Origin of the sequence: Methanoculleus sp. UBA303, assembly GCA_002501655.1 — an archaeon.
Classification (GTDB): domain Archaea; phylum Halobacteriota; class Methanomicrobia; order Methanomicrobiales; family Methanoculleaceae; genus Methanoculleus.
On record DANY01000018.1, the window covers coordinates 6,534 to 23,996 of the forward strand.

At 59.3% G+C, this 17,463-nt stretch carries 16 protein-coding genes and 2 tRNA genes; 12 read left to right on the forward strand and 6 right to left on the reverse strand.

What is annotated here, in order from left to right:
* Nucleotides 1–325: 325 nt before the first annotated feature.
* Both BP846_RS03840 and BP846_RS03845 read right to left on the reverse strand, forming a co-directional pair.
* A complete protein-coding gene (locus BP846_RS03840) occupies nt 326–4,237 on the reverse strand; it encodes a VWA domain-containing protein (RefSeq protein ID WP_292392730.1) in 3,912 nt (1,303 codons plus the stop codon).
* A gap of 756 nt (nt 4,238–4,993) precedes the next feature.
* Complete coding sequence (locus tag BP846_RS03845; RefSeq protein WP_292392731.1) at nt 4,994–7,300, reverse strand: MEMAR_RS02690 family S-layer glycoprotein; 2,307 nt, start codon at nt 7,298–7,300, stop codon at nt 4,994–4,996.
* Between the two features lie 470 nt (nt 7,301–7,770).
* Here BP846_RS03845 and BP846_RS03850 point away from each other — a divergent pair, with 470 nt between their 5' ends.
* The 8 genes from BP846_RS03850 to hepT all read left to right on the forward strand — a co-directional run bounded on the left by BP846_RS03850 (nt 7,771) and on the right by hepT (nt 11,393).
* Nucleotides 7,771–8,496 (forward strand): thymidylate synthase, encoded by a 726-nt coding sequence (locus tag BP846_RS03850; protein WP_292392733.1) that lies wholly within the window; start codon nt 7,771–7,773, stop codon nt 8,494–8,496.
* A 52-nt stretch (nt 8,497–8,548) separates the two neighbouring features.
* A tRNA-Gln gene (locus tag BP846_RS03855) sits at nt 8,549–8,621 on the forward strand.
* Nucleotides 8,622–8,685: 64 nt separating this feature from the next.
* Nucleotides 8,686–9,516: a TIM barrel protein gene (locus BP846_RS03860; RefSeq protein WP_292392734.1), complete on the forward strand. Its 831-nt coding sequence runs from the start codon at nt 8,686–8,688 to the stop codon at nt 9,514–9,516.
* Nucleotides 9,503–9,928, forward strand: coding sequence for a hypothetical protein (locus tag BP846_RS03865; RefSeq protein ID WP_292392735.1), 426 nt, complete (start codon nt 9,503–9,505; stop codon nt 9,926–9,928). Before BP846_RS03860 ends, BP846_RS03865 begins: the two co-directional genes overlap by 14 nt.
* Nucleotides 9,918–10,178 carry a type II toxin-antitoxin system HicB family antitoxin gene (locus BP846_RS03870; RefSeq protein WP_292392736.1) on the forward strand — a complete coding sequence of 87 codons (261 nt, stop codon included), beginning with the start codon at nt 9,918–9,920 and terminating at the stop codon, nt 10,176–10,178. The genes BP846_RS03865 and BP846_RS03870 overlap by 11 nt, the downstream gene beginning before the upstream one ends.
* Nucleotides 10,179–10,206: 28 nt before the next feature.
* The gene (locus tag BP846_RS03875) at nt 10,207–10,395 is read left to right on the forward strand and encodes a type II toxin-antitoxin system HicA family toxin (protein WP_292392737.1); all 189 of its coding nucleotides are present in this window, start codon (nt 10,207–10,209) and stop codon (nt 10,393–10,395) included.
* Nucleotides 10,396–10,569: 174 nt separating this feature from the next.
* Nucleotides 10,570–10,956, forward strand: a complete 387-nt coding sequence (locus tag BP846_RS03880; protein ID WP_292392738.1) for a nucleotidyltransferase domain-containing protein — start codon at nt 10,570–10,572, stop codon at nt 10,954–10,956.
* Nucleotides 10,953–11,393 carry a type VII toxin-antitoxin system HepT family RNase toxin gene (gene hepT / locus BP846_RS03885; RefSeq protein ID WP_292392740.1) on the forward strand — a complete coding sequence of 147 codons (441 nt, stop codon included), beginning with the start codon at nt 10,953–10,955 and terminating at the stop codon, nt 11,391–11,393. Before BP846_RS03880 ends, hepT begins: the two co-directional genes overlap by 4 nt.
* 143 nt (nt 11,394–11,536) lie before the next feature.
* Here hepT and BP846_RS03890 read toward each other — a convergent pair whose 3' ends face one another.
* The 4 genes from BP846_RS03890 to BP846_RS03905 are packed head-to-tail and all read right to left on the reverse strand — an operon-like array spanning nt 11,537 to nt 15,004.
* Nucleotides 11,537–12,268 (reverse strand): DUF1614 domain-containing protein, encoded by a 732-nt coding sequence (locus BP846_RS03890; protein ID WP_292392741.1) that lies wholly within the window; start codon nt 12,266–12,268, stop codon nt 11,537–11,539.
* Nucleotides 12,269–12,299: 31 nt separating this feature from the next.
* Nucleotides 12,300–12,902, reverse strand: a complete 603-nt coding sequence (locus BP846_RS03895) for a fibrillarin-like rRNA/tRNA 2'-O-methyltransferase (protein ID WP_292392742.1) — start codon at nt 12,900–12,902, stop codon at nt 12,300–12,302.
* Nucleotides 12,899–13,759, reverse strand: coding sequence for an RNA-processing protein (locus BP846_RS03900; protein WP_292392743.1), 861 nt, complete (start codon nt 13,757–13,759; stop codon nt 12,899–12,901). The genes BP846_RS03895 and BP846_RS03900 overlap by 4 nt, the downstream gene beginning before the upstream one ends.
* A 33-nt stretch (nt 13,760–13,792) precedes the next feature.
* Nucleotides 13,793–15,004, reverse strand: coding sequence for a tripartite tricarboxylate transporter permease (locus BP846_RS03905; RefSeq protein WP_292392744.1), 1,212 nt, complete (start codon nt 15,002–15,004; stop codon nt 13,793–13,795).
* A gap of 115 nt (nt 15,005–15,119) precedes the next feature.
* Between BP846_RS03905 and BP846_RS03910 the strand changes: the two genes are divergently transcribed.
* From BP846_RS03910 to BP846_RS03925, 4 genes are all read left to right on the forward strand, one after another.
* Nucleotides 15,120–15,806: a uroporphyrinogen-III synthase gene (locus BP846_RS03910; protein WP_292392745.1), complete on the forward strand. Its 687-nt coding sequence runs from the start codon at nt 15,120–15,122 to the stop codon at nt 15,804–15,806.
* Nucleotides 15,807–15,813: 7 nt separating this feature from the next.
* The gene (locus BP846_RS03915; RefSeq protein WP_292392746.1) at nt 15,814–16,746 is read left to right on the forward strand and encodes an RNA-guided pseudouridylation complex pseudouridine synthase subunit Cbf5; all 933 of its coding nucleotides are present in this window, start codon (nt 15,814–15,816) and stop codon (nt 16,744–16,746) included.
* Nucleotides 16,747–16,826: 80 nt separating this feature from the next.
* Nucleotides 16,827–16,913: transfer RNA gene (locus BP846_RS03920), tRNA-Ser, on the forward strand.
* A gap of 293 nt (nt 16,914–17,206) precedes the next feature.
* Complete coding sequence (locus tag BP846_RS03925; RefSeq protein ID WP_292392747.1) at nt 17,207–17,452, forward strand: DUF7557 family protein; 246 nt, start codon at nt 17,207–17,209, stop codon at nt 17,450–17,452.
* Nucleotides 17,453–17,463: the final 11 nt, after the last annotated feature.

A 17,463-nucleotide genomic window follows, 5' to 3' on the forward strand; every position in this document is an offset into this window, starting at 1 on the left:
ACCCGGCTTACTGACACACCTCCAGGGTATCAATGGCGGTGTAACTTTGTGCATTTCCGGCGGTGTAAAATTGTACACCGGCTGTCCGTCCCCCTCCTGATGGGGATGGTCCACGGCCCCACCGGCCCGTTGTGTGCCTGCAGGTTTCATGCTTGATCTGCCATAAAGAGAGGTCGTGCGGAGCAAACGTGAAGGTGGCTATCGACCTCCGGCTCGATACGGCCCGGGTCTCAATTAACGATCCGGTTTACCGGGAGACGGGCTGCTAAAAATTGGGGTCTGTCGTTGTGATCAGGCGAGGTAGCCGTCCCGCACCCCTCCACGATCACCCCCGGCGCCTGAGCGCGAAGGCAAGCAGTCCCACGACGACAAGCCCGATAGGCGCGTACACAATGGGCGCTTCTTTCGGCGTCGGGGTTGCAGCCGAGGCAGCGGCAGGTGTGGGCGTCGATGTCAGCGAAACCTCAGGTTCCACCACATCAGGCTCCTCCCCATCTTTCTCCTCCTCTTCCTCAACAGCCGCGACAGGCGCCGGTGTCGACACAGGTGCTGCAACCGTCGCACCGTCTTTCTCGAGTACTATCGCAAAGACGGAGAATCCCGGCGTCGCCGCCTCGTAGTATGCCCTGCCTCCCTCCTCCTTGATGAGGGTCGTCTTGAGGCGCACCCACTGCCCGTCGACGTACCGCATCAGGGCGACATCGGTTGTCTCCTTACCCATCGCCGAGAGGTACCCGACCGGGACGTGGAAGCTGATTGTGGCCTCATCAAAGTCTGCGTCTTCCAAGCGGTACGGCGTGATCGCAAGGTACTGGTAGGTCTCAGGTTCCGGCGGGGTGATCGAGCCCGTGAGTGAGCGCACCCGCTCGGCAATGATCAGGGCACGGGAGATGTCTGCTTCGCTCTCAATGGTGATCGTACTGACCGGGAGGCCTGCGAACGAGAAGGATGCGCCGCCCCCGGCCGCAAGAGCGGATCCGGTGGATACTGATGAGTCATCTCCGGAACTGTCGCTGGAGGTGGCGGCTGGGGTTGGCTCTGTAACCGTGATATAATCCGCTCTTGTGGAGGTGTTGCTCCCGCCAGCATTTGTTATTGTCAGTTTCACGGTGTAGGTACCTGCAACGGTATAGGTGTGGGTGTATGTCGGGTTCTGTACAGTTGCTGTATTCCCATCACCAAAGTCCCATTCCCATACAGTCGGAGCACCACCGGTGGAGATGTCGGTGAACTGCACCGATAAGGGCGCGACGCCGCGGGTTTTGTCCGCCGTGAAGTTAGCGACAGGTGGTGGGACCACTTTCTTACTCACATCAAATTCGATCTCTCTCTGACGGATAACGTCCGCTCCTCTTTGAGCTTCGATGAGGACTGAGTAGTGACCGGATTGTGTAGCGTAGAAGGTCCCCTCATACATACCGCCGCCACTGTCAGATAGCACCTGGGTGTCCTGCGACAGATCAGGTAACGTGACGTTTGCAGTAACCTGTGCATTCGGTATACCCACACCATCCTCTGTAAAGTTTGCAGTAATCCGAACACCCTCTCCCATATCGTAGTCCAGTTTGTCGGTATGTGCGCCCAGTTTGATGGTGGTAGCGGCCGATAATGCAAGCGTGTAATCTTCCTCCTGACCAGTGACCTCGACTCCAATAACGTCGTACTTCCATGTTCCCTGCTGGGGGTCCTGGACCTTATAGATCTCATATGTATCTTGGACAATGTATGAAATATCAGGGTCATCGGTACCGCTCGGGCTTGACTGGTTACATATTACCTTATTTCCATCCGGATAGTAGAGCACGAGATCGAGATCACTTCCAGGCCAGGTTAGAACCAGGTTAAACGACATGATACTTGAATCGACAGGTAATGAACCGTATATTGTCTCGCCCTTGCTAATTTTACCTTTCTGGACACTTACTGAACCTAGTCCTTTGACCACGTCGCCGATACTACGGTAGATATTCTGGAGAGTATCACTCTCTAGCGATGTATGGTATTCCCCTCCTGTTTTTTCAGAAATATCTTTGAGAATCTCAACGTCAGCCTTTGTTGTAAAACCGATGGTATAAACGGGCCATCCTTTTGCCTTATAATACGGAACTACGTTCGATGGATGTGTCCCAGTGTTGTGCTCGCCGTCCGTTAGTAGTATAGCAACTTTTTTGTGCGCGGGATTCGCTGCTGTACTATCCAGTTCGTTGTAGCCAGTTAGAAGTCCCTCTCCGACGTTAGTTCCTCCTGAGGCACCGATCTTATCGACGGCTCTCTTCAGAATATCTTCGTTTCCACCGACCGTGGTAAGTGCCTTCTGAACTTTTGCCGAATTGGCAAAATTAACAATCGCGATCTGATCCGCATCATTGACAAGATCTATGAACAATCTCGCTGCCGCCAAGCGACTATTTTTCGGATCATTCCAGCTCATACTTCCAGAACTATCAATGATCAGAGCGACGTCAACGTTTGATGTTCTTGGTGTTACTGGGAATACTATTGTTACCGGACTCACACTTAATTTTATGCCATTGTTGTCAGGATTATGGCATTTTCCTGGGTCAGATGTATATGTTCTTGTAAAAATATATGCTGGATCGTTGCTTAATGCCCAGATCTCCATACCATATGTTTCATCGTAAGTATAGTAATAATTATATTTGAGGCCAGTACGCATAAATGCAGAAATATTCCAAGTCGGAAGCTCCCTATCGATAGTAACTAAAGATCCTGTTGCGTTCACAACTCCTTCGTCTGCTCGAATTCGCCATCGCTGATAACCAATATATTTAATTGCTTCATCTTCTGAGATCCATGGATTTTTCTTCTCATTTTCAATCAATCTATTCATGATGTAAGACCATGACGTATCGTACCCAATTAAATACGAAGTAGTGCTGTTGCTCTCTTTTACAGCATTCCAATCAGTACCTGTTACTGCTTTCCAATTAGTTTCCCAGTCACCTTTAGACTTCTTTGTTTGATATCCGAACCAAGTCGTCTCCACTTGGCATCTTAAATCTTCCAAATTAACTACATTTTTACATTCATGAGCATGGTAATACAATGTTGAATTTAAGGCATAAGTGACATTGAGTTTTTCAATGGTTTTCCAATTAGACCAATACTGACCTAGATCGGGCATTTTTCCTTTTCTAGTCATGTCGCCCAAAGTTATCTGAAAGGGTCCCAGACCTCTACTGAAATGGAAATCGTTTTCACTCCTCTTTTGGTGCCAACAATCTCCGCTTGAATCATAGCTGTGACCTCTATATTCTTGTTTAGCCCCTTCTGACCATGCGAGGGTAACAATCATTAATTTATACTGATCTTTGGTGATACCCCACGATCCATCGTAATAATATGAATTGGGATTCTCATCAACAAAAGCATCTATTTTGGCAAGAAATTCTTCTGGAAAACGTGCTGTAATCGTAGCGGGTTCGCTTGCCAAATCCTTTATGTTATCCGACTCGAATATTCCATCTTTCACTACATTGTTATCCAAATCACCGTTTGCCTGATTATAAGCCCTGAATTCATCGTCAACTCCGACTCTCTTCAACCAAAGTCGTTCAATTGGTTGCGTATGGGAATTATACTGTCCCGGTGCCTTACTCGTGTTGTACATGTGGAAATGAAGATGCGGACCGTCTACATTTTTCCCAGTCTTCCCACTAATGGCAAAAACTTGCCCTTGTTTTAATTCGGTTCCCTTCTCTACGTATATTTCCGATAGATGAAGGTATACCGTGATGTATTCGCGTCCTTCAAAGGTATGTCGTATCGCAACCTCTTTCCCGCATACACTGTTCTCGTCAGGTTCGACATGATAGACTATCCCATCGTAGGGTGCAAGGACAGAAAAATACCCTCCCTCAGTTTGGTGCCAAATATCCAGTGCGTATGTGTTGTCCCAGGTATCGCGACTATAGTGGGAACGAGACCCATGCGCCCCTTGCGTGATAACGGCTTTCCCTTTCCATGGCGCCTTGAAGAGAGGTTGGAGACTCCCTGCTGTAGCGGCGGTGCACTCGCCCATCAGCGTGCTGCTGCTCTCAGCCCCATCCACGACCGTGGGATCGACCGCAGCCGTTGGGGTAACCTCCAGGTCACTCCATTCACCCAACTCGGCATCCGGCTCTGCGTACAATTCGGCTGCCTGCGCCCCTGCAACGGCACATGTGCAGAGGATAAGGAGTGCAAGGCACCCAGCTATCAATACGTTCGGCTTCATGTCGTTTTCACCTTGAACTAAGCCTGAAGACACGAGATCAAGAGCGGCGGCTCGCTCTGTGTCATCAAAAAACGCGTGATGGAAGATAGTTGGTGGCAAGGCAACGCGCGCCGGTATCGGCGGGTGTAGTCTCTGTTTTCTGGGGGGTTACGTTTTACTGATGAACATATCCGTTTTCTTCACGCTATTGTATGCTTGTGGTCCATCCAACCATAAAGATACCGAAATTGGGCACTGCTCCAGGCATCCCGGATTGACATATCCGTCTCTGTGCCCACCCTGGCGCTGCCCCGGCAGGAGACGATGCCGGAACTCATCCGGGCCAAACCCGCGGGATTTGATCCTGTACTGCCAGATGACCGCCTCTCCAACCAATCCTATCCCGCTGCTCTTCGCTCTATCCCGACGGTGTCTCGGGCTCGACCGGGCCTCGCCCCGTTGGGGGCCGTATCGGCACCCGCCCTGCAGGGCCGAGATCCCGCGCTGGACAGACCACCGGGAAACCGCGCGCCCGGGAGCGGCTGCACCACCGGCCAGGGACTGTGCCGGACCTCTCCGGTGGGTCTGCTCGACAGGGGCAGAACTCCGGCGCATCAAGTAATCCAGCGCACCCCCGGTTGCCGCACGCGAAGGCTGAGACCCGGGATCGGGTCGCTCGCGGTGCCGCAAAGATGGTGTGAAATTCAGCCGCACGGGTCCGCAACACCGTCCCGTACCCAAAGACAGCGTGAAATAAAAAAATAGGGTTAGTCAGGGTTACTTCCGGCGCAGGACCAGGAAGGCAACTGCACCAAGGCCGGCAAGAGCAACAAGTGCTCCGAATCCGGGGGTCGTGGTGGGGGTTGCTTCGGTGGTCGTGGTGGTGGTAACCGTGGTGGTCACGTTGCCCGCAGGCTGCGTGGTCACGTTACCCGCAGGGGGCGTGGTCGGCTCGCCAGCGACTACGTTGAAGAGAGTGGTCGCGGTCTTGCCAGCATCGATGGACTCGACCTTGACGATGTACTGGTCGGGCTTGAAGTTGGTCGCATCGACCTCGAAGGACCACTTGTTCGCGCCGTCACCCTTCTGGACGACTGCACTGCCGCCAAACCCGGAGAAGCCGGAAGCCTCGGTCTTCTGGCCGGGCTGGAACGCAGCGGAGGTCACGTCGACGTTCAGCGTGTCACCGACCGCGAGGTTCGTGGTGCCGGTGATCGTGAACTTGCTGCCCGCGGTCTTGGTGCCGATCGGGTCGATGAAGATCTGGGGCTCCTCGACAACGAACGTGAGCTTCACGTAGGTGTCCGGAACGTTCGGGGAGTCGAGGGCAGCGATCAGCGCGCTCGCTGCAGCGGGTGCCTGCAGGGCAGTGAGATCCACGGGGGTGACACCGGAGGTTCCCGTAATCCAGCCGGATCTAGCCGGATCCGGGTAGACTCCTGGGTTAGCGCCCATCGGGTGCTGGACGATGACGAAGTACTGGCCTCCAGAGAGATCTTTCGTAATCCCGGAGTCGAGTTCATACTCGAAGGTGCCGTCGGATTCAACGGGGACTGACTCTGCATGTAGATCTCTGCTGTTGGGGGTGCCATAGAAGTTCTTGCCGAATATCCAGACCAGCACATTGTCCGGGTTACCCTGTGCGGTTCCGGAGATCATCAGTTTGTCACCCATCGCAACGGTGGCGCCGCTCGTGGTCGCAGTGATGAACCCGGACCGGAGCGAGATGGAGGCCGTGCTGTACTTGGCCTTAGAGAGGTCGTCCTTGTCCACGGCCGCTGAGACGGCGTAGATCGTGTAACTGCCGGCATCGAGAGGCAGACCGGCGGTGTTCCACTTCTTGGACCAGGTGTCGTCAGTCTCGACGTTCACCTGGGTGAAGTTGTTAGCGTCATCGGTTGTAACCTTCTGGTTGGGAGTTAGAATGTTAACGCCCCTGTTAGCGAGGTTCGGACCGGTCATGAAGAGATAGACCGTGTTGCCTTCGGTGTTGGTACCGGAAAGGGTTATCTCCTCGCCTATGTAGTAGGTACCGGTGCCGGACGACGTGATGGTGACGCTACCCGCCTCGATCTTCACCTTGACCTCATCATACTTGCCCTTCGGATCGGCCGGGTTCTCTACACGGACGGTGAAGGACTGGTCTTTGGTGGTCTGGTGGGTGTTGAACTGGACGGACCGGGTACCGGCCGCGGTCGTGGTCACGTTTGCCTTGGCGTTTGAGGGAACGTTAGCGCCGGCGTTGACATTGGTCGTAAAGTTGACACCGTTCTGTTCGATCATCCAGGGATAGTTCACACTACCCGCATCCTTGACGTACAGGTAATACACTGTGTTAGACTCGCCCGCGATCGTCACGGTGAAACTGTTGCCGCGGACGAGGCTGTCCTTGTTGGACGTGATAGCAAGGTCCTTGGTGGCGACCTCGAAGGTCACGGCCTTGGAGTCAAAGCCCTTACCATAGAAGTCGGTAGCCTTGGCCCACTTCGCCACAGCGGTGTAAGTTCCAGCCTCGGCGTTGCTCAAGCTGATGGGGCCTACATAGTCAGTCGCGCCGTTAGCGACAAGTTTCAGGTTAACGTTACTGAATTTGTTCGTCACACCGCCACCGGGCAGGGTGAGATCGATGTTAATCCCGGCATTCACGGCGGGAACAACGTTGTCTCCCAACTTGAAGTCCAGCACAGTGCTTTTGGTGACGGATTTACCGTTCACCGAGTCCTTGTGGGAGTCATTCAGCACAACGTCCAGTGTCGCCTCAGGAACCTGAACATTGTAGCTTGCAAGTTCACCAGCCTTGGTGCCGGTATCTAGGTAGTAAGTCCCTGTCGGTATACCTTTGGTAAACTCAGTGACGTTACCGCCTACCAGCGTAAAGATCTTATCAGTTGCTTCGGCTGCACGGTCGGTGTAGTGAACTAACCTGACAGCAGTAGGGTGAGCAGTGCCGAAGTTGACATTTTCTTCGCCTACATAGATGTCGGTGTTGCCTGCTACAATTACGCGGTCCGCCGCAACCGGTGTTACAACCAGCGCAGCCGCGAGGACCATGGCGACAACGATCAATTTTGTCATACTCTTCATACTATACCTCCATTTGTGATGACATGAGGGAATGTGAACGCGAGGTACTCGACAGACGTCGAATACGGGTTCACCACGCTCTATACTCCGAATCACGGAATATGTCACAATATTTGTGGAACACTTAATATATCCTTTGCGGTCGACCGGGTGTCTGACGTCCACAATAGGCACCACAATGCGGGAAAACGCCACAAATACGCCAGGATTCTGCTTCCTTCCCGGATCACCAGGATACATACCTCTACGAGAATAAAAATCTTGCTCCGGCCAAACACGGGAGCGCCGTCGGGGGCAGGCACTCCCTGCGTCCCCGTACCCCCGTGCCGCCCCTCTCCGGCCGCACCCCCGGCAGGCAGCGCCGTCCTCCACCTCCGGGACCGGCGGTCGCCCCGCCCGGCCGGAGTATGTATATAGTGGATCGTACCCAGTGGGGAGCCTTTTCTATCCCGGCCCGCCAACTACTCTCTATGCGGATCATTCGGGCCCCCACGCTCGCACGGGCACACGAACTGGCGGTCAGGACCGTCCTCGAGAAAGGATGGGTGCTGGAGACCGAGAACGACGAGGCGACGATCGAGTGCGAGGAGCTCGCACTTGACGTGGAATCCCCGTTGAGCGCCCCGATGGCGAGCCCCGCCTCCCGGTTCCAGCAGCGGTTCCTGGATGCCTACGCCACAAACCTCCTGCACGGCTCCGACGCGGAGTTCGAGTACGACTACCACCGGCGGCTCTTCGACTGGGGCGAGCAGCTCACCGTGGGGGGTGAAGACGTCCACGTCGACCAGGTCGCCTACATCGCCCGGAAACTCACCGCCGCCGCGAACACCCGGCGGGCCGTCGCGGTCACCTGGAACCCGGTCGTCGACGAGAACCTCGACGACTGCCCCTGCCTCCAGCTCGTCCAGTGCCTCCTCCGGGACGGGAAACTCCAGATGAAAGTCGTCTTCCGGAGCAACGACATCCTCTCCGCCGCCGGGGCGAACATGTACGCGCTCGTGCACCTCCAGAAGGCGATCGCGGACCGGATCGGGGTAGCCCCCGGGCGCTACACCCACATCGCGCTCGTCCCCCACATTTACTACCGCCGGGATCTCAATGATATCGAGCTGTTCTGTAAATCAGGCACTGAGATACGGCCTGTTGCCGAGGTGTGCCGGGCCTGCGGAAAATGCCCCCGGGCATCAATAGTATGACCCTGCGCCGTCAGGTTAATTAGGAACCACAAACAACATTTTAGAGCCGAATAGCCCGGTAGTGTAGCGGTCAATCATGTGAGGCCCTGGACCTTGCGACAGCAGTTCGAATCTGCTCCGGGCTACTAAAATCCCTTTTATCGCCATATACTGATGGTGACTGCGACAGTATACACCGGAGGACGACATATGGCTGACTATAACCTCGGCTGCACCGTGCAGATCGACGACCAGAAGACACTTGCTCTACTGGTGGCCCTCCACAAAGAGGGCGCAATCCGCCATATTCAGGTCCAGGCCGTCCCCCTGCCCCCGGCCCTCTTCCGTGAGCGCATCGCGGCAATCGCCGCAGCCGGCATCCCTTCGATCGTCCACGCGCCCCACCACAACCACGGTGTCAACCCCTGCGCCCCGGCGGCCTACGACGACCGGCCGCCACAGGAGATCCAGAAGCATATCGAACTGGCGATGAGCCAGGCCTTTGAAGCCGCCGACACCCTCGACGTGGAGACGATCGTTCTCCACGCAGGGAGGTACGAGCCGGGAGGACGCGCCAAAGCCATGGAAGAGTTCTCCGTCTTCCTCGACCGCCACACCGACCCCCGGCTCACCCTCGAGAACCTCCCCGCGGTCTACGCCGGCTACCCACTGCTCGGGAACACCGCCGAAGAACTCGCGGCCCTGGCGGGCGCAAGGATAACCCGGTTCTGCCTCGACTTCCCGCACCTCGCCTGCACCGTAAACTACCGCCGCATCTCGTTTGCGGAGGAACTGGAGCAGTTCGAAACCCTCAGTGTAACGCACCACCACATCTCAAACATACGAAGCGGCTCGGTCACCGACGAGCACCTCGAACTCGACCACCCCGACGGCGGCCTCGACCTCCCGGCGGTCTTTTCCCGGCTCCGGCGGCACACCGCCGTCCCGACGACACTTGAGTACAAGCAGGACTCACCGGCGGTCTATCCCCGGCAGGTGCGGGTCTTCGCCCGCCTCTGGGGAGACCATGCCGGATACTGAACCCGCGCCCCTACCGCATCGGGGCCACCCTGAGGACGACAGACACCGAACTCCCCCCGGGTTTGCAGCCCTCCACGCCCGCGGGGATATCGATCATATCCAGGTCCGGGTCATACCAGGAAAGACGTTCTGCCGGGACCTCGCGACAATCGCCGCGGCCGCCATCCCTTCGATCGTCCACGCACCCCACCACGGCCACGGGGTGAACCCCTGCGCCCCGGCGGCCTACGACAGCCGGCCCGGTCCGGCCCCCGCCGGCGGGAAACGATCCCATCTGGAACTACAGGCATGTCCCCACACCCCAACGCTAAGAGGGAACGGCCCGGTAGCAGCAGTCGTGATCCTGCTCAACCGGGGAAAGCGAAACCCTATATGCGGGAGCAATCCCATTGAAGTATGCAATGATCCTTGAGTATATCAACGCGGCACTTGAACATGCCAACTACGAGATCATCGAGGATAACGAACCGTATTACGGAGAAGTTCCAGAACTTCCCGGTGTCTTTGCGACCGGCAGGACACTGGAGGAGTGCAGGAGAAACCTTGCCGACGTCATCGACGAATGGTTGATCGTGCGGCTCCGGCGCGGCCTCCCGATACCTCCGGTCGCCGGCCGCACAGTGGGAGAGATCGTCAGGGTGGATACAGGTGCCGGAGCATAGGATCAGGCCTATCTCGTGGAACCAACTTGTGAAGAACCTTCAGGCCCTGGGATTCGAGGGACCATGCCGGGGAGGCAGACACCCATTCATGGTGAAAGGAGATCTCGTTCTGACCATCCCAAACCCACACAGGTCAGAGATCAGTGCCGACCTGCTCGTGCGCATCCTCCGGCAGGCAGGTATACCCCGTGAAGAATGGAGCCGGCTCACCAGGTAGCGGTTCATCCCACCTTATTTTGTGGTTGTGAGGCTGAGCGATTGCCCGGGGGAAGCCCGGATGATCTCCGCACGGGAGACAGACGATCGGCCCGGCCCGGCCCCCGCCGCGGGAAACGTTAATCCGCGAGCGAACCCATCTAGAACTATGGGCACGCCCCGGGGGTGAAAGCGAGTGAACCATTTAGTCCGGCATGCACTTGAGCGGCTCAAGACGGTCAAGGGTTTCGAGAAGGTCCGCTTCATCATCCTCTACGGCTCCGTTGCCGAAGAACGGGCGAGGGCGGGGTCGGATATCGATCTCTGCATCTACTACGACGGGGATCGCGAGGAGGCAGCCCGGTTCCGGTTTGCAGCACTCTCTGAACTCTGCGACGACCGCTACGATATCCAGATCTTTGCTCACCTGCCGCTCTATGTCCGGACGGAAGTCCTCCGCGGAGAGGTGATCTATTGTCCCGACGAACGGTTCCTCTACGACGTCGCGTACCGGACTATCCGGGAGTTCGATGATTTCAAGCATCGATTGTATGATTACATCGGCAAGGAGATGATGGCGTGACGGGAAGGATCCGGGATACGGCAATCTGCATCAAACTCCAGGAAATGACAGAGAGTCTCGATATGGTCAAAGAACACCTCCCCGACTCGGCCGATTCGTTCGGGCGGCTCGGCATCGTGAAAGATGGGATATACAAGCGCATCGAATATGCCGTCGAGAACGTCTTTGACATCTGCGCGATCCTGAATGCCGATCTCCACATCGGTATCCCCGGCACCGATGAGGATATCCTCGAAAACCTCGTCCGGCACGGAGTGCTCGCCCCGGGGATGCGGCAGAACCTGAAGGCTATGAAGGGATTCCGGAACATCGTCGTGCATCGCTACGGGGCAATCGATGATGCTCTTGCCTTCTCGATCCTCAAGGAGCATATCGATGACTTCTCTCTCTTCAGGCAGGAGGTTGAACGCTTCCTGCAATCGATGAGTGGAAGGTGACGGGGCCGGGGAGCGGGGTGAAGGCTGAAGACCTTTGAGGGGGGCACACTCTTCCCCCGAAAGGAAGCCGTGCTCCGATGTCAGACGAACATCGGACGCCAGGAAACCCCGGTTGCCCAAACCAGGGCGGCACCCACGGGCATCTACGCCAGAAGCGCCGCGATGATCCCGGAGAGAAATATCCCATCGAACGTCCCCGCCCCGCCGATGCTCGCCATCGGCGCCCCCAATTCCGCGATATGGTGAAGGTTGAGGAGGTCCGCCCCGATCAGGGTCCCGAGCGTCCCGCCCACGTAGGCGATGATCACCGCCGCGGCCGGGACTCCTCCCGCAAACACCGAGAGGACGAGCGCCGCAAAGAGTGCGGCGAGCGGCGGTATGAAGAACGGCGTCGCTATCCCGAGGCCCGGCACCGGGCGGGCGACGAGTTTCGTCGCGACCGTCACGACCGCCACCCCGGCGAGGGCGAGCCCGAGAACCTGATACCCACCGCTGATCACGACCGAGTCGTAGAGCAGATAGAGCGATATAGCGAGCGGAATGAGGGCGCCGCCGACGTTGACCGCAAGGACCGTCCGCGGAACCTGCTGCGGGATCCGGTAGAGCCGCCCGTACATAGCGACGTAGCGGTCATACGCCGGTACGGCACGGCTCTCCAGTCTCCTGACAGGGATGTTGATGAAACTCCCGGCAAGCGTCAGGAGCAGGATGAGGAGCGCCTCCCGCCAGGAGAACCCGAGTTTCGTGAACGTCGCCCCGATCGCCGTCAGGAAGAGGAGCGGAAAGAGGATGATAGCGAGCCCGAAGAGTATGAGCAACCCGAAGAGGAGGAGGAACATCAAGGGAGAGAAGGGGTTGAAGACGACCCGATCCATGTGATGGAGTCACCCTCTCATCTAATATATACTACTCCCGCAAGGAGCAGACGATCGCAGCATGGTCGTGGTGGTAGGGTTCAAGCCACCGGACCTCCACCACGTCGAGGTGCCGCTCAAGCCCGGCCCGGGCCTCCGCCAGCACCTCGGCCGGGTCCCTCCGGACATCCACGCTCCGTGTCTTGAGCATCAGGATGAGATGACCCCCGGGTTTGAGGAAGACCAGGTTCCGGTCCGCGATCTCGACCTGGTTCGGCTGCGCCACGTCCTGGTAGACTAGGTCGACCGCCTCCATGAACGGCGCATACTCATCCGGCCGGTTCGCATCGGCCATGATCGGGACGATATTCTTCCTCCGGCGGGCCACCTCGAGGAGGTCCTGCATTGGCCGGGGCGCAAACTCCACAGCGTAGACGGTCTCGACATAGTCGGCGACGTGCGAGACCGTGGTCCCGTTCGCCGCACCGAGGTAGAGCACCCTCAACTCGGGGGTGAGGTCCACCCCGCCGCCGAGCACGTAGAGTGCCGCGAGCTTGCTCCGGTAAGGGTCCCAGATCCGGTAACCGTCGAGCGTCCGCTCCCCGTAGACCCCACCCTCGCCGGGCGAGACGAGCACGTTCTGGAGCCAGATCATGCCGCGACCCCCGCCGCATCGATCCGCGCCTGGGCGTCGTTCAGGAACTCCGGCGCCACCTCTCCCCGGTAGTAGTCAAGTCGGGCGGCGATGGCAAGTTTCGCCGCGAGCACCCTGGCCACCCTTCCGCGGACCTCGCGGGGCGCGTTGTGGACCCGCCGGTGCTGGAATATGATCCCGTGCTTCGGCGGCGGCGTCCCGGCCCGGAGGTGCGAGAAGAGCGCCCGCTCGGAGCCGAGGACCTGAATGGTGCTCCCCGGCATCTGCGCGAGCGCGCTAAGTCCCCCCGCCCGGGAGAGGAGCCGGGCCGCGACCAGCCCGCCGATGAGGGCACTCGTGTTCGGCAGCACCTCGTCGGCCCGGGCCGAGACCTCCCGCATCAGACGACTCCTCGTCCCGGTGAGCCGCTCGATCTCGCCGGCAACGTCTCCAAGACCGCCTTGGGCCCCCCTCCGTATGAGGCTGAGCATCTTTTTCGCCGGGAGGCTCCGGTACTTCCGGGAGAACGAGGGGTTTGTGACCTGGTACCACTCCGCGGCACGCTCCTGGAGGAGATTGATGACATTGTCGAGTTCATCCAGCATCCTGACCATCTGGAGGAGCTCGACGTCCCGGGCCTGGTAGGAGACCACAATCTTCTTCCGGGCAAGGGTGGTGCAGACCGCCCGGAGCAGGTCGATATACTCCTCCCGGGTCCGGACGACGCCGCAGGCCCGGGCCGCCTCCCAATCGATGGGGACATAAGACTCCATACCGGTGCGGAGCGTGGCCGCCCGCTCTGCGAGCGCGGCCGGATCGGTGCCTGCAACCCGGCACCCCTGCTCATCGACGTCTCCGAACCAGTAGCGCTGTAGCATGGTACGGTATTGGGGCTTTGCTGATATAAGGGGTCATGCGATCCCGAACGAGTAGACCATCACCGGGACCATGATCACGCCCATGCAGTAGACCCGGCGGATGTTGACCAGGGTCGGGACATAGCCGACCGCTGTTGCCAGGATGAGAACCAGCCCCCCAAACGGCCCGCAGAGGAAGAGGGAGAGGAGAACCACAAAGGCGATGACGCCGTAGTTCAGCGTGGTGACGTTCACGCCGCCAAACCACCAGGCCGCACGCGAGAGAAAGATGGTCAGGAGGTAGGCCCCGACCGCGGCTATAGCGCCCGCAAGGAGGACGGCGGTGGCCGGCGGGACCTCTTCTGCTGCCGCAAGAGCCGCCATAACCCCGTTCCGCGTCCGGGCTATGGCGTAGAGCGCCGCAAGCCCGAGGAAGGCATTCACGGTGTTCGCGGCGCTGGTCGCAAGGATATACTCGCGCGGGTTAGAGTCGTAGCCGATGACCGATGTCAGGAGGGCGTTCGCCGTGGCGTTCGAGAGACCGGGGAGCCAGCCGACCAGGGCGCCAGCAACTGAACCGAGGACAGAGCCGCGCCGGACCGCATCACGGGGGAGGTCGATCCCCGTGAAGTGCTGTGCGGGCATGATCCCGTGCGACGCCCGGAGGAGGACAGCGATCCCGAAGAGTCCGGAGAGGAGGGGCATCAGCACCCCGGACTCGCCGCCCGTCGGCCAGGCGAGAAACGAGTAGTGGAGGGAAAAAAGGCCGAGCACCCCCGAGACCGAGAAGACCGCCAGCGCCCATCCCGGCGACTCGGAGACGACGATGAGGTAGCCCCCCACTGCGAGGATGACAAGACCGATGCCCCAGTCGATCCCCGGCTGGAGCGCAGGCAGCACCAGGACGAAGGCCAGTGCGAGCGGGAGGGAGAGGGCGACGCCGGCGGCGCTCCCGAGTGCCGATATACGGACGGCCTCCTCTCCTCGCCCTTCGAGGCAGAGGGCGTGCGCGGGAAGGACCGCGAGGGATGTGTCGGCATCGGGGATGCCGAGGAACGTGCTCGGGACGTTGTCGATGAACGTATGCGTAACCAGGGTGGAGAACATCACGGAGGCGAGGACCACCGAGTCGAACCAGACGAGGAGAAGTGCCTGGAGCGAGAGAAGGACACCTGCCACGGTGTTGGCATGGATGCCGGGGACGAGACCGCTCACGACGCCGCAACCGATACCGAAGACGGCCCCGAGCACGATACTGACGAGCACGCTGATCTACGGTCGAAGCCCGCGCGGATAAACCAACCGAATCGTGCCCGGCAGGGGCGAGGAGGAGGCATACCGACAGATACAGTCATATTCCACCGGGACGAACGTTGTGGCAATGAAGATCGCCATCACCCGGCTCGAGAACAAGGCGGCGGGGGACCGCGCCCTCTGCGCCTCCTACGGCCACGATTGCTACACGGTCTCACCCCTCCGGGCGGATCTGCGGATGGAGCGGGTCGCCGCGTTCGTCGAGGCCGTCGACCGCGGTGAGTTCGACTGCCTCTTCTTCTCAAGCGCCCTCCCCGCCGCGATCGTCGCACCGAAACTCAAGCGGTGGCCCCGGGTGATCGCCATCGGGCCGAAGACGGCTGAAGTCCTCCGGGAATCGGGGATCGAGGCGGAGGTCCTCCCCGCGTTCTACTCCCGGGACTTCGTCCCCTACCTCGGCGACTGGCTCCGGGGACGGACGGTCGGGATCCCGCGGGCCGACGTCCCGAACCCGGGCCTCCTCGGTGGGATCACCGCTGCGGGAGGGAGGGTCCGGGAGGAGCGGGTCTACGCGCTCGTCCCTACGGGAGCCGAACTCGCGCTCGACGCCGCCGACGCCGTCCTCTTCACGAGCGCCATGTCTTACCGGGAGGCCCGGTGGCAGCCCCGCGAAGGTCTCCTCCTCGTCGCCATCGGCGATATCACCGCCGACGCGATGCGGGCCGGCGGGCACTCCCCGGCGATCGTCGGGGACGGATCGCTCGCAGGAACCCTCGAGGCGCTGAACCACTACCTGGAAGCCCGGGGCCGGTGAGACAGTGATGGAGATTACAGATAAGGATCCCTGTGGCGGCTGCGTGCCTGCTTCGGGCATCGTCGTCATCGATAAGCCCCGCGGGCCGAGCAGCCACCAGGTGACCGCCTGGGTCGGGGAGATCCTCGGGCGGCGGGTGGGCCACGCGGGGACACTCGACCCGCAGGTCTCCGGGGTGCTCGTCGTCATGTTCGGCGGCGCCGTCCGGCTCGCCCCCGTCCTCCTCTCGCACAACAAGGAGTACGTCTGCCTGATGCGGCTCCACGGCGACGCGTCACGGGAGGCCGTGGACCGGGTGGCGGAGGAGTTCACCGGCCGGATCTACCAGCGGCCGCCCAAAAAGAGCGCGGTCAAGCGGAACCTCCGGATCCGGAAGATCCAGGAGATCGAGATCCTGGATATGGTGGGCAGGCTTGTCCTCTTCCGGGTCAGGTGTGATGCCGGGACGTACATCCGGACGCTCTGCATTCACATGGGCTACGCGATCGGGGTCTGTGCCCACATGCAGGAACTCCGGAGGATACGCTCGGGTCCGTTCGATGAGGCCGCCGCCGTCTCGCTCCACGAACTCGCCGATGCCGCTGGAGCGGCCCGGGACGGTGATCCGGAACCCCTCCGGAGGATGATCCTCTCCCCGGACGCCGCCGTCGCTGATCTCCCGAAGGTCGTCATCCGCGACACCGCAGTCGATGCCATCTGCCACGGTGCAGTGCTCGCCGGGGTGGGTATCACCGGGAAGGAGGGCGGATTCGGGAAAGGTGAGACGGTCGCGATCATGACAGAGCGTGGCGAGCTCGTAGGGCTCGGGAAGGCCCTTGTCAGTTCGTCGGCACTGAAGCCGGGGGAACCCGGGCTCGTCATCGCCCCCACAACCGTCCTGATGCAGCCCGGCACCTACCCCCGGGGCTGGAAGGCGCACGCCCGAGAGCCCCGGGCGTAAGGGTGCGTTCATGATATCCCTCCCGGCTCCGGGAGATATTATTAATAGACTCCGGCGCCAACTAATGATGCACGTTCTGTGCTGAGGTAGTCTAGACCGGTAAGGCGCGGGCCTGGAAAGCCCGTGGGGCGTTGAGCCCCTCGGGAGTTCAAATCTCCCCCTCAGCGCTTCTTATTTTCCACGTATCAGCAGGTTATCCTCAACAATCTGTGTGGATCGGATGATTTCAATCGATAAGGGACATTCTCCAGTCGCCACTGAAAGCCAGATCGTCAGTGGTCCCGACCCCGGGCAATGGTTGAAGGACAGAGCGTAAGCCGGAATCAGGAAAATCATGGTGAATAACCTGATCCTCTTCCTTTATAGCGCACAGACCTGCAACAGAAGGTGGAGAGAGTTACACAGAAGCGTTGAGGATGATCGTAACAATGATATTCAATAGACCACTATAGACCATAGCATGTCCCAGACCACGGTATGGGTATCCCCAGAGACCAAGAATCGGCTGGCAGGGATGAAGCGGTACCCCCGCGAAACCTTTGACGACGTTATCAGGCGACTTATGGACTCCACCGAGGACGACGAGCCCCTGAGTGACGAGGCCATCCGGGGAATCGAGGAGTCCCTTGAAGACATAAAGGCCGGTCGCCTGTATACCCTGGAAGAGGCACGCGCTGAACTGCAGGCGGTATGGCGTACACAGTAAAACTCACATCG

Coding starts and splice junctions, on each gene's coding strand:
- BP846_RS03840 (WP_292392730.1), bottom strand. CDS start 4,237: ATGAAGCCGAACGTATTGATAGCTGGGTGCCTTGCACTCCTTATCCTC.
- BP846_RS03845 (WP_292392731.1), bottom strand. CDS start 7,300: ATGAAGAGTATGACAAAATTGATCGTTGTCGCCATGGTCCTCGCGGCT.
- BP846_RS03850 (WP_292392733.1), top strand. CDS start 7,771: ATGCGGATCATTCGGGCCCCCACGCTCGCACGGGCACACGAACTGGCG.
- BP846_RS03860 (WP_292392734.1), top strand. CDS start 8,686: ATGGCTGACTATAACCTCGGCTGCACCGTGCAGATCGACGACCAGAAG.
- BP846_RS03865 (WP_292392735.1), top strand. CDS start 9,503: ATGCCGGATACTGAACCCGCGCCCCTACCGCATCGGGGCCACCCTGAG.
- BP846_RS03870 (WP_292392736.1), top strand. CDS start 9,918: ATGATCCTTGAGTATATCAACGCGGCACTTGAACATGCCAACTACGAG.
- BP846_RS03890 (WP_292392741.1), bottom strand. CDS start 12,268: ATGGATCGGGTCGTCTTCAACCCCTTCTCTCCCTTGATGTTCCTCCTC.
- BP846_RS03895 (WP_292392742.1), bottom strand. CDS start 12,902: ATGATCTGGCTCCAGAACGTGCTCGTCTCGCCCGGCGAGGGTGGGGTC.
- BP846_RS03900 (WP_292392743.1), bottom strand. CDS start 13,759: ATGCTACAGCGCTACTGGTTCGGAGACGTCGATGAGCAGGGGTGCCGG.
- BP846_RS03910 (WP_292392745.1), top strand. CDS start 15,120: ATGAAGATCGCCATCACCCGGCTCGAGAACAAGGCGGCGGGGGACCGC.
- BP846_RS03915 (WP_292392746.1), top strand. CDS start 15,814: ATGGAGATTACAGATAAGGATCCCTGTGGCGGCTGCGTGCCTGCTTCG.
- BP846_RS03925 (WP_292392747.1), top strand. CDS start 17,207: ATGTCCCAGACCACGGTATGGGTATCCCCAGAGACCAAGAATCGGCTG.